8 protein-coding genes and 4 pseudogenes are annotated in these 15,366 nt (G+C 59.6%); 6 read left to right on the top strand and 6 right to left on the bottom strand.

Annotated features, from left to right (window positions below):
• Positions 1 to 402, bottom strand: a 402-nt coding sequence (locus ACFSQT_RS36795; RefSeq protein ID WP_465264375.1) for a tyrosine-type recombinase/integrase, incomplete at its 3' end; no start/stop codon positions are given.
• A gap of 158 nt (positions 403 to 560) precedes the next feature.
• On the opposite strand from ACFSQT_RS36795, the pseudogene istA reads away from it, so the two are divergent.
• A pseudogene (gene istA / locus ACFSQT_RS36790) lies at positions 561 to 1,819 on the top strand (IS21 family transposase).
• Positions 1,816 to 2,673, top strand: a complete 858-nt coding sequence (gene istB, locus ACFSQT_RS36785; protein WP_379026926.1) for an IS21-like element helper ATPase IstB — start codon at positions 1,816 to 1,818, stop codon at positions 2,671 to 2,673. Before istA ends, istB begins: the two are co-directional and overlap by 4 nt.
• Before the next feature lie 845 nt (positions 2,674 to 3,518).
• Here istB and ACFSQT_RS36780 read toward each other — a convergent pair.
• The 3 genes and pseudogenes from ACFSQT_RS36780 to ACFSQT_RS36770 form a co-directional block, all read right to left on the bottom strand.
• A pseudogene (locus ACFSQT_RS36780) lies at positions 3,519 to 4,166 on the bottom strand (hydantoinase/oxoprolinase N-terminal domain-containing protein); the annotation flags it as partial.
• A 151-nt stretch (positions 4,167 to 4,317) separates the two neighbouring features.
• A complete protein-coding gene (locus ACFSQT_RS36775) occupies positions 4,318 to 4,932 on the bottom strand; it encodes a maleate cis-trans isomerase family protein (protein ID WP_379026928.1) in 615 nt (204 codons plus the stop codon).
• A gap of 781 nt (positions 4,933 to 5,713) precedes the next feature.
• Complete coding sequence (locus ACFSQT_RS36770; RefSeq protein ID WP_379026924.1) at positions 5,714 to 6,412, bottom strand: IS6 family transposase; 699 nt, start codon at positions 6,410 to 6,412, stop codon at positions 5,714 to 5,716.
• A 367-nt stretch (positions 6,413 to 6,779) separates the two neighbouring features.
• Between ACFSQT_RS36770 and ACFSQT_RS36765 the strand changes: the two genes are divergently transcribed.
• From ACFSQT_RS36765 to ACFSQT_RS36750, 4 genes are all read left to right on the top strand, one after another.
• On the top strand, positions 6,780 to 8,000 hold the full coding sequence (locus ACFSQT_RS36765; protein WP_379026925.1) for a serine hydrolase domain-containing protein: 1,221 nt from the start codon (positions 6,780 to 6,782) through the stop codon (positions 7,998 to 8,000).
• Positions 8,001 to 8,156: 156 nt separating this feature from the next.
• Entirely contained in the window at positions 8,157 to 9,524 is a 1,368-nt protein-coding gene (locus ACFSQT_RS36760) for a CapA family protein (protein ID WP_379026927.1), read from the top strand.
• 235 nt (positions 9,525 to 9,759) lie between these two features.
• A complete protein-coding gene (locus tag ACFSQT_RS36755; protein ID WP_379026924.1) occupies positions 9,760 to 10,458 on the top strand; it encodes an IS6 family transposase in 699 nt (232 codons plus the stop codon).
• A 687-nt stretch (positions 10,459 to 11,145) separates the two neighbouring features.
• The gene (locus tag ACFSQT_RS36750; protein ID WP_379026923.1) at positions 11,146 to 12,969 is read left to right on the top strand and encodes a CocE/NonD family hydrolase; all 1,824 of its coding nucleotides are present in this window, start codon (positions 11,146 to 11,148) and stop codon (positions 12,967 to 12,969) included.
• A 392-nt stretch (positions 12,970 to 13,361) separates the two neighbouring features.
• Here the strand turns inward: ACFSQT_RS36750 and ACFSQT_RS36745 are convergent.
• Both ACFSQT_RS36745 and tnpC read right to left on the bottom strand, forming a co-directional pair.
• Positions 13,362 to 13,741, bottom strand: a pseudogene (locus tag ACFSQT_RS36745) (transposase); the annotation flags it as partial.
• Between the two features lie 660 nt (positions 13,742 to 14,401).
• Positions 14,402 to 15,337, bottom strand: a pseudogene (gene tnpC / locus ACFSQT_RS36740) (IS66 family transposase); the annotation flags it as partial.
• Positions 15,338 to 15,366: the final 29 nt, after the last annotated feature.

Raw genomic sequence — 15,366 nt, 5'->3', positions numbered from 1 at the left:
TCCTGTCGAGCGGTGCCCCAGCACGTCGCCGATGATCTTTTGAGGCACCGCGACCCGCAGCATCTCAACCGCGCGCGCATGACGGAAGATATGGGGTCCACACTTACCAGGCGGTTGGACGCCAGCGTCACGGAGCCGCCGGCGAACAACGCTGTAAAGCTTGTCGAGCTTGCGATAGGGCGCGCGCGTGCGGATGAAGATCTCTCTGGCGTCCGTCAGGGGCCGTCCGGAACGCAGATAGGAGAGCACCGCTTCGCCGACCGGCTCCATCAGGGGCAAGGATGTGCTGGCTCGCGTCTTGTGGTGACGAACATGGATGGCTTCCGTCCGCCAGTCGATGTCCTCGATCCGTAGATGGCGGATCTCTCCAGACCGTAGCCCATATGTTGCAAGGAGTTGCAAAATCGCATGGTCTTGTCATCGGTCCTGCAATTCTCCCTGAAAGTGGGCTTTGAAAATTCCCTGATTGGCATTCCTTTCGGTTCATTCCGGCAGGGCTAGTCCTGCCGGAATGAACCGAGCCGCCATCGGCGTCATGTCCTCTGAGCGAGGAGGCGGCGATGATTCGACTTGGAGAGCTGATGATGATCCTTGAACTGCATCGACAGGGCATTTCGATCACCGCCATTGCCCGGCGGACGGGGCGCGACCCGAAGACCGTGCGCAAGTATATCGAGCGCGGCGTCGAGGCGCCGGTCTATGGGCCGCGTTCGGTGGGCCGGCCAAGCAAACTGGCGTCTTATATGGACTTCCTGCGGGAGCGCGTGATTGCCTTTCCCGATCTCAGTGCCGCACGCCTGACCCGCGAAATACGTGAGCTCGGCTATGTCGGCGCCTACACCGCGGTGAAGCGCTACCTCGCTGCGATCCGCCCCGAGAATGGACCCAGGCCGTACGAGGTGCGCTTCGAAACGCCGGCGGGCGTCCAGGCGCAGGTCGACTTCGCACGCTTCGTCGTCGACTTCACCGACGATCCCGGCGCCAGTCGGATCGTCTGGCTGTTCAGCCTCGTGCTTGGCCATTCGGCTTCATCTTCGCACGCTACGTCATGCATCAGGATCTGCAGACGCTGCTGCGCTGTCACATGCAGGCTTTCGCCGCGCTTGGCGGTGTGCCGATCGAAATCCTTTATGACCGCATGAAGACGGCAGTGACCGGCGAGGACGATCAGGGCCACATCATCTACAATCGCTCGCTGCTCGCGCTGGCCGCGCATTATCGCTTCCAGCCGCGGGCCTGTCGTCCGTATCGGGCCAAAACCAAGGGCAAGGTCGAGCGACCCTTCAGCTATATCCGGCAGGACTTCTTCCTCGGCCGCGGCTTTCGCAATCTCGACGATCTGAACGGCCAGCTGATCGACTGGCTCGACACCGTCGCCAACGTCCGGGTCCACGGTACGACCCAGCGCGTCGTAGCCGAGGCATTCGATGCCGAGCAGCCAGAGTTGCAGACGTTGCCGGAGCATCGCTTCGACGCGGTGCTGAAGCTCGAACGCCGCGTGAGCCACGACGGCTTCGTCGCGGTCGGCGGCAACTATTACAGCGTGCCCGACCGCACCCGTCGTATCGTCGAGGTGCAGCAACTGCCTGATCTGATCCGTATCCTCGATCTCGGCACTGTCGTCGCCCAGCATCCCGTCCTTGAAGGCCGCAAGCAATACCGCATCGACCGCAGCCACCGTACCGGCGGCGTCACGAAACGCAGGACCGGTGTCGCCGCCGGGATCTCGGTCGGCCGCATCGGCGACCATGTCCCGCTGCGCTCGCTCGCCATCTATCAGGCAATCGGAGCGCAACTGGCGGGCGGAGACCGGCCATGACGCTCACCACCGCATCGTCGCGGGTCGACAATATCCGCCACAGCCTGGTCGGGCTGAAGATGCCGCGTGCGCTCGAGATGCTCGACACCACTTTGCGCCGCATCGAACAGGGGCAGATTGACGGCATCGAGGCGCTCGACGAGTTGCTCGTCGAGGAACTGTCGCTCCGCGAGAACCGCCGGATAAAGGCAGCGCTGCGCATGGCGCGGCTGCCGGTGGTCAAGACACTCGCCGGCTTCGACTTCTCGTTCCAGCCATCGCTCGACCGCAACCGCATCATGGCATTGGCCGGCCTCGACTTCATCAACCGCGCCGAGGTCGTCCATCTGCTCGGGCCGCCGGGGACCGGAAAGAGTCACCTTGCAACAGCGCTGGCAGTCGAAGCCGTGCGCGCCGGCAAGCTCGTCTACTTCATCCCGCTCGCCGATCTCGTCGCCCAGCTTGCCAAGGCCGAACGCGAAGGCTCTCTGCGAGAGCGCATCCGGTTCCTCTGCCGGGCGTCGCTGCTCGTCGTCGACGAGATAGGCTACCTGCCGGTCACACCCGGCGGCGGAAACCTGTTCTTCCAACTGGTCAATGCGCGGTACGAAAGAGGAGCGATGATCCTCACCTCGAACCGGGGCTTTGCCGAATGGGGCGAGGTCTTCGGAGATCCCGTCGTCGCCACCGCGCTGCTGGACCGGCTCCTGCATCATGCCGTCGTCGTGCAAATCGAGGGCTCAAGCTACCGCATGCGCGAGCATGCCGCCCTGGTTCCGGAGAACCTTCGCGCCAACGCACTCAATCCACCACCTATGCCGAAACGACGCGGCCGCCCTCCAACGAAAGGACGCGACGATCAATCGCTCGGCTGATCACCGACCAACACTCGCCGCCAAAATAGGGAATTTTACACGCCCACAATCGGGGAAACTTCGGCGCCCGTTGACAGGCGACAGTCGACAGTCGCAGCGCCGACAGCACGGCGTGGGCATGACCGATGTCGTCGCCCGCCCGGCGACGTCAGCAAAAGCAGCGACGACATCGTTCGAGGGACTGACCAGTAGTGAACCGGCAGGAGATGCAGGTGGAGAATGATGCGTCACTTTATTGTGCCGAGCCCGATATCGTCGGGCCCGGACCGCATGAGCCAGGCGTCCCCGGCGGCTGCGCTGATAACGTCGCCCCGCCTCGCGCACACTCTCGCGGCGGGCAGCACGGGCGCAGTCCTGGCCGCAGTAGCGCTGTCCCCGGTCGCAGCTGCGGCAGATCGCTACCTGCGAACGGCAGCGGCCGCACAGAAAGAAGCGGCCCGTGAGCATCCGCGACGATCCTTTCGGAGCGCCGCTGGGAGTTCGGGGAAAAGGTCGACGGAATGCGCTGACAATGCGATAATGCAGTCGCGCACCGTCAGTGGAGCGTGACACCGAGCCCGGACTTGCCAGTTGAGATCGGTGTTACGCCGGATTGTTTCTGCGGCGCTGATTACCCGCAGATCTACCACAAGGCACGCGCATGGCGGGGTACGTCGAAAGCCGCCTCAGGGCGGCTGGAGACGTGCCCCGCGTCTATCCCTTCAACCTCCCATGATCAGCACCGCGCCGCAAAGGCGGCCGCCCGCTACAGCGCTAGTTGAAGAGCGCGCGGGCGGCCGCCTTTGCTCTTCCAGCGCTTCAGATCTTGTCGTCGTTTATCAGCGGGTTTCGACCGTCTTCGACAAAAGGTAGGCGTCAACAACTGCGGTATCGCCACGGCCGATCAGCTTGATCAGGGACGACACCTCGTGGCTGACCGAAACCTGGGGGAAGCCCATCTCGCGGGCGATTCTCGCCACGAGCCGTTCATGGGCAGGGTAACGGTACGCATGCATGAACGTGATGGCAACGGCACGGAAGCCTTTGTCGTATTGCGCCTGAAGCGCGGCTCGGATCGTCGCCTCGTCGGGCGCGGTCTCGATATTGCCGTCGGCGAGAATACGCTCTTCGATTTCGACGACCGCAGTGTAAAGCTCGGCCGGCTTAACGATTTCCTTGGCAAAGATGTTCGGTCGCGCCTGGTAGCCAATGCGCAGAGCATCGCGGAAACCTTTTGTGACGACGAGTAACGTGCTGTCGCCCTTCCGCTCGAGCAGGGCGTTGGTAGCTACGGTGGTGCCCATACGAACCTCGCCGACCGTGCCGGGCGGGATCGGCTCGCCTATCTTCAGACCGAGATGGTCCCGGATGCCCTGCACTGCCGCATCTCGGTAGGCACCAGGATTTTCGGAAAGTAGCTTCCTCGCGTGCAGCTTGCGAGCCGGATCACGCGCGATCACGTCAGTGAAGGTCCCGCCGCGATCGATCCAGAAGTCCCACATGCCCTCAGCCATAGTTCTCGATGCCTTTTGATCTTGCCGGCGAGAATCTCGAAACGCTCGCTCCCGGGCCTGCCTCTCGAAATGATCAACCGTTCCGACAGCGTTAAAGGATGTCGTCCTGACAGGCTCAAATGAAACGTTCAGCGACTTTATGCATTTCCGCCTACTGTCTCGCATCGGACAACGGAAGTCGCTCCGGCCAAGGAAGCGAATTCAAGATGTGGTCCGATCCGACAGCACGTTCACCAAGTTGCGCGAGCGCTGCCCACATTGTAGCCTGCAGCGAACTTATTACGGGTATCCCATACTGAGCACTCAACTCCGGGAGGAGGCGGCGGGCGCGAAGTGCAGCACAGCTTATGAACATCGCTGAGGCATGCCTATCGAAGGCGGCATCAGCAATGGCTCGTATCTGTTCATCTGAAGTTCCAACCAAGTGTCTAACCGGCGTGTTGGGAATTGATGCCACTTCAAATCCGGCGTCGGTTAGGAATTTCTGCAGTAGGGGGTTCAGCTCCGCGCTGTAGGGTGTGCCAACCGCAATCCTGCCCGCCCCTAAAGCTGTGAGTGCCCCTATCACGGCACCACTCGTTGTGAGTGCACGAGGAGCGCCAGCACACAGTATAGACCGTCGTATAGCTGCCTCGCCCTCGAGCCCACCACAAAAGCTTGCAGATGTACAATTGAAGACTACTATTTCCGGGTCGACACTCGGCAGATTTTTTGTACTCAAAAACGACCGCGTTGCGGATTGCACCACCTCATGGCCCGCAGTCATCTCGTCAATGGTCAGCGGAACCTCGTTGCCGCTAAAGGCTACTTGCAGCCGAGTTATGAACGGCACTACGTTCTCTGGGCACCATTGCCAAATTTCTCTATCAGAACCGCTATCGGACGTCAGCAACATGCCTATTCGCCTTTCTGAGGCAGAATTAGATGGCGCTGAGCCACTGGCGACTTCTTGAAGAGCCATTCAATTCTTCCTTCCTATAAGTGGTCAACACAGACTCGCTGGCGGAAGGGAGGCACAGCAATGACCTCCGCCCGCTGAATTCGGGATCCATTTTGAAATTCCGCGGCCCTGTTGACGATCAAAGGTAGCGACAACTAGCACGTACTCAGACTTGCGGTAGGTACAAAAAAATCGCCTGCCGATTGACTTTGTTTCGAGTGGCCATCCTGAAGTGGATTGGTAAATTCGAGTGATGCACCTCGGCGGTTGGCCCTTTCGATCCGTGAATTATCCTGGGCGCTAGCCCGTCTTATGCACAACGATCCATCTGAGAGGTTGGCGGATGTAGCGCAGGATTCACAACAGCCGCATTGCGTGCTTACGGTAAACCCGCTCACGGCATTAAATTCATCGAAAATGCGCGCCTTTTCGGCATGGCCGCCCGCACATAACGCTCCCTCACCCAAAGGCTGTCGGAACACCGCCGGCATTGGTCGTTATGCGAAAGCCTTCTCGCTCCAAAAAGGCGCACTGCTGAGCAACCGAACGATGCGGTTTTGTTGCAACGGGTGAATAGAGGGCGCAGAGAGGCCTGATGTAAGGTCAATCAGGCGGCGAGGATTTCGAACTGCTCGGCCAGGGACGGATTCGGATTGAAGGCATACCTCGCCTGTCGCTTGCGCATCATGTGAATCATTTCGATGCCGTAAAGGATGGCGGAGGCGGTGGCCGTCGATTTGAAGCCGAGCATCGGCCGGACTCGGCGCTTTATGCGCCGATGGTCCTGCTCGATCCGATTGTTCAAATACTGGCTCCGGCGGATGCGGATCGGCTTCAGCCGGCGCCGGGCGCGATCCTGCAAGCGATTTGTGGTGTCGCAGGAAACGATCGCCTCGTGGTTGGTCTGGCTCCCGTCGATGACGACGCGATCCGGTCGGCCATGACGGTCCAGCGCCTTTCTGAAGAAGCGCTTGGCCGCCGGCAGGTCGCGCTGCTCGCTGAACCAAAACTCGACTGTGTCACCGGCATTGTCGATGGCGCGATAGAGATACATCCACTGGCCGCGTACCTTGATGTAGGTCTCGTCCACATGCCATTTGCCGGTCACGCCACGCTTGCGCTGGTTGAAGCGCTCGAGCAACAAGGGCGAGAAACGAACGGTCCAGCGGTGGATGGTCGTGTGATCGACCCTGATGCCGCGCTCAGCCATCATCTCCTCAAGATCACGCAGGCTCAAATTGTAGGCCAGGTACCAGCGCACGCAAAGCAGGATCACGGACTGGTCGAACTGACGGCCTTTAAACATTGCAACCCCTCCGAAAATGATCGAAGGCTCCTTGCCACAGCGCTGGTAATCAAAAGGTTGCAACAGATCCAGCCAGCATGGTAGGCCCGTTGGCGACCTATTTCCCTTCGTCGACATATGGGCCAAGCCGCCTAATGCGCAAGGAACATGACCCGTCGCGCGGAGGATCGGGCTCCTAGCAGGAGATCGCAACATTTTCCGACCGCTGAGTTGTTGTGCTGATGCAACTTGGCGGCGCTGATGCGGGATAACCTGCTCAGAGGAGCTTTAGTGTGGTTAGTCAGCGTGCAAATTTCGAACAAGATGTAGATATGTTCCGCTGCCGAAGGTTCAACGCGGCAATCTCTCAATGAAAGGATGTCTTTAAATGGGAATGCTCGAATTTTATGGACAGCAATATCTCGATGGCCACGCGTCCGATCCGCGCGACCTTGGCTGGATGCGTGGTGCGCCGCCACCCGCCGATAAGCGCATTACGTTCGAGAGCGACTGCTTCCGCGCCTTCCCACAGATCCGATGGTCGCTGTCACACATGCGCGAGCTAACGACCACAGTGAACGTGTGGCGCGGTTCGGACGCTCCTTCCAACCTAGAGCGCTTTGACAGGTCGAGTGAGATCGAGGCATTGGCGTTCACGGACGAGAACGGCCGCTCGCTCGGCTTCGAAGGGGCGCTATTTGACACTTACGCCGATGGCATCGTGGTATTCCACCGTGGACGCATCGTTTACGAGCGCTACTTCGGCGCACTCGAGCCGCATCTACCGCACGCGTGTCACTCAGTGACGAAGACTTACGCGGGTACGCTCGCGGCAGCGTTCGTGCACGAAGGTGTTCTCGACGATCGGAAAGAAATCTCGTACTATCTGCCAGAAATGCGGGGAACAGCTTGGGAGGATGCCACACTGCGTCATGTAATGGACATGCAGACCGGCCTTGCCCATACCGAGACCTACGCGGACGAAAAGTCAGACGTTTGGGCGTATTCGCGAGCCTGCAGTTTTCGGCCGCGGTTGGCCGGCTATGACGGACCGACGACGATATGCGATTACCTGCAGACCGTACGCAAGGAAGGCACGCATGGCCAAAGATTCGATTACCTGACCGTAAACACAGAAGTAATTGCCTGGGTAATGTCGCGCGTTACAGGCCTTTCGTTCGCTCAGTTGCTACACGAGCGCCTGTGGGTACCGCTGGGTTGCGAACACGACGCCTATGTCCTCGTCGATAGCGCCGGCATGTCAGTGGCCGGAGCTGGCTTGTGCACGAGCTTGCGCGACATGGCTCGCTTTGGCGAGCTCATACGGTGCGAGGGCTCGTGCAATGGTAAACAACTCATTCCCGCGTCTGCAGTGCAGGACGTTCACAACGGCGACCATGGCTACTCGTATCGCAGCCAATGGTGGGTGACGCACGATGAGTTTGGCGCCTTTGAAGCCCGTGGCATCCACGGCCAGCGCCTCTACATCGCCCCTGAAGCGGAAATGGTGGTCGCGCGCTTTGCGTCGCACCCTCTCGCGTCCGCCGAGGCCGGCGACATAATCACCACGCCGCAATTGTTGGCTCTTGGGCGAATGCTACGCGGTTAGCCTGCGCTTGCACCAACTCAAGCTCATGGAGCAGTCCGGCTAGTTTGTTCGGGATTCGGCTGGGCCGACGAATGCGCTCGTGAAATGGTCCATATGTCTCTCACCGCAAAGATCGAAAACGTCGCACAGATGGCTTTAAGCAAACCAGAGGAAACCATGAAGAAGTCACACGATAGCAATCCTCAGCCAGCCCACGCGGCCGGATACGATACGGTCGGCTCGGTCGACACAAACGTTGCAGACGGCTTCACGATGGTCGCTGTTGGCGACCTCATCGTATCGCGAGCGCTGACGAAGGGCAACCATCCCGGCTTTGGCGCCATAGTTGAGCTTCTTCGTAACGCCGATGTCACATTTGGCAACATGGAGACAAACATCTTCGATATCCGAGCGTTCGAAGGAAGTCCGCAGGCTGAGTATGGCGGCGCGTATCACGTCAGCCTCCCAAATCTCGGACCTGATCTGAAGACAATGGGATTCAACATCCTGAGCCGCGCTAACAACCATGCGCTTGACTGGGGCATTGAAGGTATGCGTGAGACGAGCCGAGTGCTTGATTGTAACGGCATCGTCCACGCGGGTGTCGGCGAGAATCTCGCACAAGCCGGTGCCGCTCGCTTTCTGGAGACCTCGCGCGGTCGCGTAGCTTTGGTGTCGTTCGCTTCAACGTTCACGCCCTCATCTAGAGCGGCCGATCCAACTGGCGAGGCACCGGGAAGGCCAGGACTCAATCCCCTTCGCGTGACTGAGAGCATTCTTGTTCCCAAGCAGATGCTCGAGAATTTGAGGCAGATCCACAGTGCCCTGCCGGGTCCTGAGACTCCCTGTGTGAATGAAAGCCTGGTCACGCTCGCAGGGAAGACTTACAAACTCGGCGAGAAAGTCGCCTTCAGCTATGAGGTCGACCCCCATGATCTGACGAGAACCGTGCGGAATGTTCGCCGGGGCAAACAGTTTGCCGACTTTTGCATCGTCACGAATCATGGTCACGAGCCAGAGAACTGGAGCCAAGATCCACCTGACTACGAACAGTCATTTGCCCACCAGATGATTGACGCCGGGGCCGACGCATATCTCGTGCATGGACCACACCAATTGCGGGGCATCGAAATTTACAAGGGCCGGCCGATCCTTTACAGCTTGGGCAACTTCATTATGGACGACCTGCGCACACCCGTGGGTGCAGACATGTTCGCTGCTTACGGTAAGGATCCGCGGATCGAAACCGATGCCGATGTAACCGTCGATGAGATGGCAAGAGATTTTTCAGACCACGTCTTCTATGAGAGCGTTGTGACCGTTTGTCGTTTTGAGAATAACCAGCTTGCTGAATTGCAACTCCATCCGATCGATCTCGGCCACGCCAAAAGGTTCGCCAATCGCGGCATTCCAAGCCCTGCCGATCCGCTGAAGGCCAAGTTGATCCTAAAGCGCCTCCAGACGCTATCGGAGCCATTCGGAACCGTAATCGCCATCGAAAACGGAATTGGAATCGTGCGACTAGAGGCGCGTTTGTCTGTGTAAGGGACGCAGTTGATCCTATACAACACAAACAAGTGGACTGCTTACACATGCAAAACGGTATTTTTGAAGAACTCGCCCATCAGGTAGATACAAAGGCCTTTGACCACTGTGCTCTTAGAGACCGCATTTGGGAAACGCTAGATCTGGCCTTCCAGGAGCATCGTTGGATCTGTTGCAACCTTTTGATTACCAGCGCTGTGGCAAGGAGCCTTCGATCATTTTCGGAGGGGTTGCAATGTTTAAAGGCCGTCAGTTCGACCAGTCCGTGATCCTGCTTTGCGTGCGCTGGTACCTGGCCTACAATTTGAGCCTGCGTGATCTTGAGGAGATGATGGCTGAGCGCGGCATCAGGGTCGATCACACGACCATCCACCGCTGGACCGTTCGTTTCTCGCCCTTGTTGCTCGAGCGCTTCAACCAGCGCAAGCGTGGCGTGACCGGCAAATGGCATGTGGACGAGACCTACATCAAGGTACGCGGCCAGTGGATGTATCTCTATCGCGCCATCGACAATGCCGGTGACACAGTCGAGTTTTGGTTCAGCGAGCAGCGCGACCTGCCGGCGGCCAAGCGCTTCTTCAGAAAGGCGCTGGACCGTCATGGCCGACCGGATCGCGTCGTCATCGACGGGAGCCAGACCAACCACGAGGCGATCGTTTCCTGCGACACCACAAATCGCTTGCAGGATCGCGCCCGGCGCCGGCTGAAGCCGATCCGCATCCGCCGGAGCCAGTATTTGAACAATCGGATCGAGCAGGACCATCGGCGCATAAAGCGCCGAGTCCGGCCGATGCTCGGCTTCAAATCGACGGCCACCGCCTCCGCCATCCTTTACGGCATCGAAATGATTCACATGATGCGCAAGCGACAGGCGAGGTATGCCTTCAATCCGAATCCGTCCCTGGCCGAGCAGTTCGAAATCCTCGCCGCCTGATTGACCTTACATCAGGCCTCTCTGCGCCCTCTATTCACCCGTTGCAACAAAACCTGTTTATCGGCCTATTGCAAGGTGCCTTGGTGCACCGCTTACAGACAGAGGAAGTCACGCCGGTAGCAGTCTGCTTGCAAAGTTACGCCAAGCGACGCCACTCTCGCGCGGCACCGCAGCGCGCGCAAAGGTTGCGTTCGCCCTCCGGCAGCGTGGCTCACCGACAATAGTGCGTACGGTCAGCCTAAATGCTGGGTTGGCTGATGCACCACCGCTGTATTGAGCCGCATACCGGACTTCGACAAATCGGAGCAGAACGACGGCACCTGCGAGCACGCCGCCATCGCCCAAGTCGTGGGTTGCCTCTGCCGCCTCACCTCAATGCTACGCGATCATCCTATCGCTTCTGCCCAAGCTTGCCGAATTCAAAGTCGCCGTTGGCGCGGGGCGGCAGGCGATCCGCATGTGCGTTGATTTAAACCTGCCTCGCGAAAACTCGACGACAGGGGCAACAAGACTTTGCCTCGCGGTCGCCAGCCTCTGGAATCACGATGACTAGGCTCTCGAATCGATATTGGACAAAAGGCGGGCTTTTCTGAATCAAGATTGAAAAGACTGCCCAAGTTCAATGAGTCTCGAACGCCGGCGTCGACATACTCGACATCCAGAAATACTTCGCAGAAGGAATGCGCGATGAATGGCAAATCCGATCCCCTCACCGTGGCGCCCCCCCAAACCTCCCCGAGCGGGCGGGGTCAGGAGAATGATCCGGGCTCTTTTTGGAACAACGATCGCTCCATTTTGATGCCGTTCCCCCAGCCGCTTCACGAGGTTGACGTATCGGAGGATGTACGCATCCCGATGAGTGATGGCATCGGTCTGTACGCGGATATCTACCGTCCGAACGGTATGAGAGGTCCGCTGCCGACGATCTTGATCCGGACGCAATACGATAAGGCGCCTTATCGACAACGCGGGCTCAACACAAGACCTGGCGTAGCCTATATGTTCGCCGGCCAGGGATTCGCCGTGGTGGCACAGGACATCCGTGGTCGCCACCGCTCCGAAGGTGTTTTCCATATAGCGGAGAGCGACGTGGATGATGGCTACGACACTGTGGCGTGGATCGCGTCGCAGCCCTGGTCGAACGGCAAGGTTGGTGGTTTCGGTTGTTCAGCTCTCGGTATCACCCAAGTGATGATGTCGCAGCGCCGACCGCCGGCGCTGGCCGCCATCATCCCTCAAGCGCCGGCCGGCTCGGCACGCAACAATCCATTTGACACTATGAGAAACGGCGTGCCCCGGATCGGCTGGACCTTCCAATGGTTTCGGGAGAGTGCCAACCAGGGCCCCCAGATTCTGAATGCGATCGATTACGGCGATTTTCTGGATACCCTCCCGCTCGCCGACATGGCCGAGCGGGCTGGCGGCGCGCCCAACGATTGGTGCGATTGGGTGACACATGAGCCCGGGGACCCTTACTGGCGCCGGTTGCCGTTCTTCGATGAGACCTCGCGCCCTGATGTACCCGCGCTTTGGGTTAACTCTTGGCATGATGACTCACCGGGCGAGACTTTAGAGCTATTCAACGCGTTCAAGATTCAATCTGCGTCGGAGCAGGCGCGACGGAACCAATTCGCGATCATCTCGCCCACTACTCATTGTCAGTGCGAACAGGCGCGCACCCCTCACATCGTAGGGGATCGTGACCTCGGCGACGTTCGACAGGATTACTGGTCGATATACCTGCACTGGTTCGATCACTGGCTGAACAACCGGCCCGGCGACCTAAACATACCGCCCATTCAATATTATCTGATGGGGGCAAATCGATGGAAGTCGGCTGATAGCTGGCCACTCCCGGGGACCCGCCTTGTGCCATACTATTTCAGTAGCGGGGGGCGGGCCAACACGAGCAACGGTGACGGTAGACTTTCCGTTGAGGGGGCGAACGGTCCTGCCGACCACTTTAACTACGATCCCGCCAACCCCACGCCTGGCACCCAATGGAGCGGGTTCGATGAACGCGAGACAGATTTGCGCCCTGACCGCCTTGTCTACACAAGCGAACCGCTTCGCTCGGGGATCGAGGTGACCGGTCCACTGCGGGCTTGCCTGTACGTGTCCTCCTCGGCGCTGGACACTGATTTCGTTGTGACGCTGAGCGATGTCTATCCCGATGGCCGAGTTTATAGCCTCGCAACCGGCATTGCTCGGGCGCGCTATCGTGAAGCGTATACTGCCGCCACGTGCTTCGGTGAAGATTACTCACGCCCGAGCCTGCTGACGCCAGGGAACATTTATCGCATCGAGGTAAAGGTGGGGGCGACCGGTAACTGGTTTGGACCGGGACATCGGATCCGGGTTCAGGTGGCGAGCAGTCACTTCCCGACCTACGCCCGGAACCTGAATACCGGCGGGAACAATGCTACGGAAACTGCGATGGTGGTTGCAGAGAACCATGTCCATCATGATAGCTCCTATCCCTCTCACATCATCCTTCCGATAGTCCCATGAGGTGCTCAGGACGGAGCGCCTTCACAGCCTGTCCCTGGGACTGTCCGCGGATTTCACCGAAGGCGAGACTATCCTCGCACGCAATTGGCCGGAGTGCCTCGTTTGGGATGGGCCCTACGAAGGAGGACAGGATCAGCGGGAAGCGGTTGGTCCTCAAGGCCAATCAGCTCAAGATTACCCACCCCAGTCGAACTCGGCGAGCGGCAGCGTTTCATCGAGCCCGGATCGCTGGTATCGCCGCTCGACAAGGCGCGACTGACGACGATCCAGTTCGTCCTGCAAGAGCAAGGAGAAGGTCTCAAGGAAAGATTGGTTTGCGCCCTGCGCCCGCAGCAAGCGCGCCTGCAGTGTGTCGCGGACGCCCGACAGGCGCAATTGTCGCAGGCAACGTCATCGGTCGGGAACTTCGGCTGCACTGTCGCGTGTGCACGATCACCCGACGCGTGTCGGCCGGCTTCATGGCTCCGCTCTTGACCGCCACGCTGAGGCTTTCGTGCAGCAGAGCCGTGGATCGGCTCCTCGCCCATGCGCTGGCGCCAGCCGCGCACAGCTCCTTGTCCGACAGATCGAAGGTGGGCTTGAGGATCGCCAGCCCCGCCATCAGCCGCGTCGGCAACGGCGGCATAACCCGGTCCGTCCGAATAAACCGCGCCGAAACGTTCTCCAGTACCGACCAGTCGGTCGCCTGCGCCAGCTCATTGATGATCTGATCGAGCCTGAAGCGGAACAGGTCTTGCTCTCCCGTCTCGCGCTTCTCGCGTGGCCTGGACACCGCCGCGCGTGATCTAGAATTAAGATAGTTCGCGGTCGAAAGAAAGCGGCCGTTGATTCCTGTTCTGACATTAACGGCGCTTGTCCGAACAAGCCCCCTCTCTGGGCACGCCAGAATGAGCACTCGACCGCCTCACATTTTTTCGAAGCGTCGAGACCGTGTGAAATGCATCCGCCTGGGCTTGCCCTTTGTCTCTGCATGTTGATAACGGCGGTGAATTCGTCAAGAACAAGTTAATCGAGTATTGCCGTGGGTCACGACATCTAACTTACCCGCTCGCCGCCTTACCGCAAGAACGACCAGGCGTGGATAGAGCAGAAAAATGGCACCGTCGTGCGAAAGCCTTTGGGTTATCGGCGCTTCGAAGGCCGGGCGGCGGCCAGGGCGATCATGCGCCTCTACGGACCATCCTGGCTGTTTGTGAACTTCTTCCAGCTCTTGTTCAAGTTGGCTCCAAAGCAGCGCGACGGCGCGAAGGTGGCCAAGATCTATCATCCGCCACAGACGCCCTGCGAGCCTCTCCTGCAGGCGGAGGCACCAAGACCAAGTTGCGCGAGATCGCTGCCGTCGTCGGAATCTGCAGTTCGTATCGTGGAAGGACCGCAGTACGCATACGACGAAGGCCGCATGATTGGCACATGCGCGTGCGCGTGGCGGGCTCTATGATGGCGTTGCGTGAAGGTGATCGGCGGGCTTGTCGGCTTCGTGCAGGCCCTTCCATTGCCAAGGCAGTAATTCGTGCAGACGCGAGGTAGGAAGATCGGCGATGCGGGCCAGGACGTCGGCGAGCCAGGCTTTCGGGTCGACGTCGTTGAGGCGTGCCGTGGTGATGAGGGTAAGCATGACGGCGGCGCGGTCGGCGCCGCGCTGGGAACCGGCGAAGGTCCAATTGCGCCTTCCCAGAGCAATGCCGCGCAGCGCTCTTTCGGCCGCGTTGTTGCTGAGGCAGATTCTGCCATCGTTGATGAAGCGGGCGAAGTCGACCCAGCGCCTGAGCATGTAGTTGATTGGCTTCAGAACCTCGGAAGAGCGCGAGAGGGTTTCGCGCTCGCGAAGCAGCCAGGCGTGCATGTCGTCGAGAAGTGGTTTGCTCTTCTCCTGCCGCACGGCATACCGATCGTCAGCGCTGCGGCCGTTGATGGCGCGCTCGATCTCGAACAGCGCGTCGAGGCGCCTGACCGCCTCCAGGGCGACCGGCGAGATCGGTTTGCCCTTCTTGCCATCCCGGGCCTTTTTCGCGATGTCGGCCAATTCGAAGAATCCTCGCCGCGCATGGGCGTAGCAAAACGCCGGCGTGATCGGCTGCTCCTTCCGCTGCGGGTCAAACAGCGGCTCGAAGCCACTGTAACAGTCGCACTGAAGGATGCCGGCGAACCCGGCCAGATGCTTCTGAGGATGCTCGCCGCGCCGGTCGCTCGAGGCGTAATAGATCGCCGCCGGCGGCGCAGGCCCGGCGAAGGGACGGTCATCGCGCGTATAGGTCCATATGCGCCCGGTCGCGCACTTGCCCTTCGCCAGGATGCGAATGGTGGTGTCGTCGCCATGAAGGCGCTCGGCTGCGAGCACATGGCGTTCGATCAGCTGGAAGAGCGGCATGGAAAGCTGCATTCACCGAGAAACAGACT

Source organism: Mesorhizobium calcicola (assembly GCF_042682105.1).
Lineage (GTDB): Bacteria > Pseudomonadota > Alphaproteobacteria > Rhizobiales > Rhizobiaceae > Mesorhizobium > Mesorhizobium calcicola.
The sequence above is the reverse complement of the archived record's forward strand: the minus strand, read 5'-3'. Positions and strand labels throughout refer to the sequence as shown.

Bases quoted from the DNA above. Each gene is read 5' to 3' on its own strand.
- ACFSQT_RS36765 (WP_379026925.1), top strand. From the start codon at position 6,780: ATGGGAATGCTCGAATTTTATGGACAGCAATATCTCGATGGCCACGCG.
- istB (WP_379026926.1), top strand. From the start codon at position 1,816: ATGACGCTCACCACCGCATCGTCGCGGGTCGACAATATCCGCCACAGC.
- ACFSQT_RS36755 (WP_379026924.1), top strand. From the start codon at position 9,760: ATGTTTAAAGGCCGTCAGTTCGACCAGTCCGTGATCCTGCTTTGCGTG.
- ACFSQT_RS36770 (WP_379026924.1), bottom strand. From the start codon at position 6,412: ATGTTTAAAGGCCGTCAGTTCGACCAGTCCGTGATCCTGCTTTGCGTG.
- ACFSQT_RS36760 (WP_379026927.1), top strand. From the start codon at position 8,157: ATGAAGAAGTCACACGATAGCAATCCTCAGCCAGCCCACGCGGCCGGA.
- ACFSQT_RS36775 (WP_379026928.1), bottom strand. From the start codon at position 4,932: ATGACTGCGGGCCATGAGGTGGTGCAATCCGCAACGCGGTCGTTTTTG.
- ACFSQT_RS36750 (WP_379026923.1), top strand. From the start codon at position 11,146: ATGAATGGCAAATCCGATCCCCTCACCGTGGCGCCCCCCCAAACCTCC.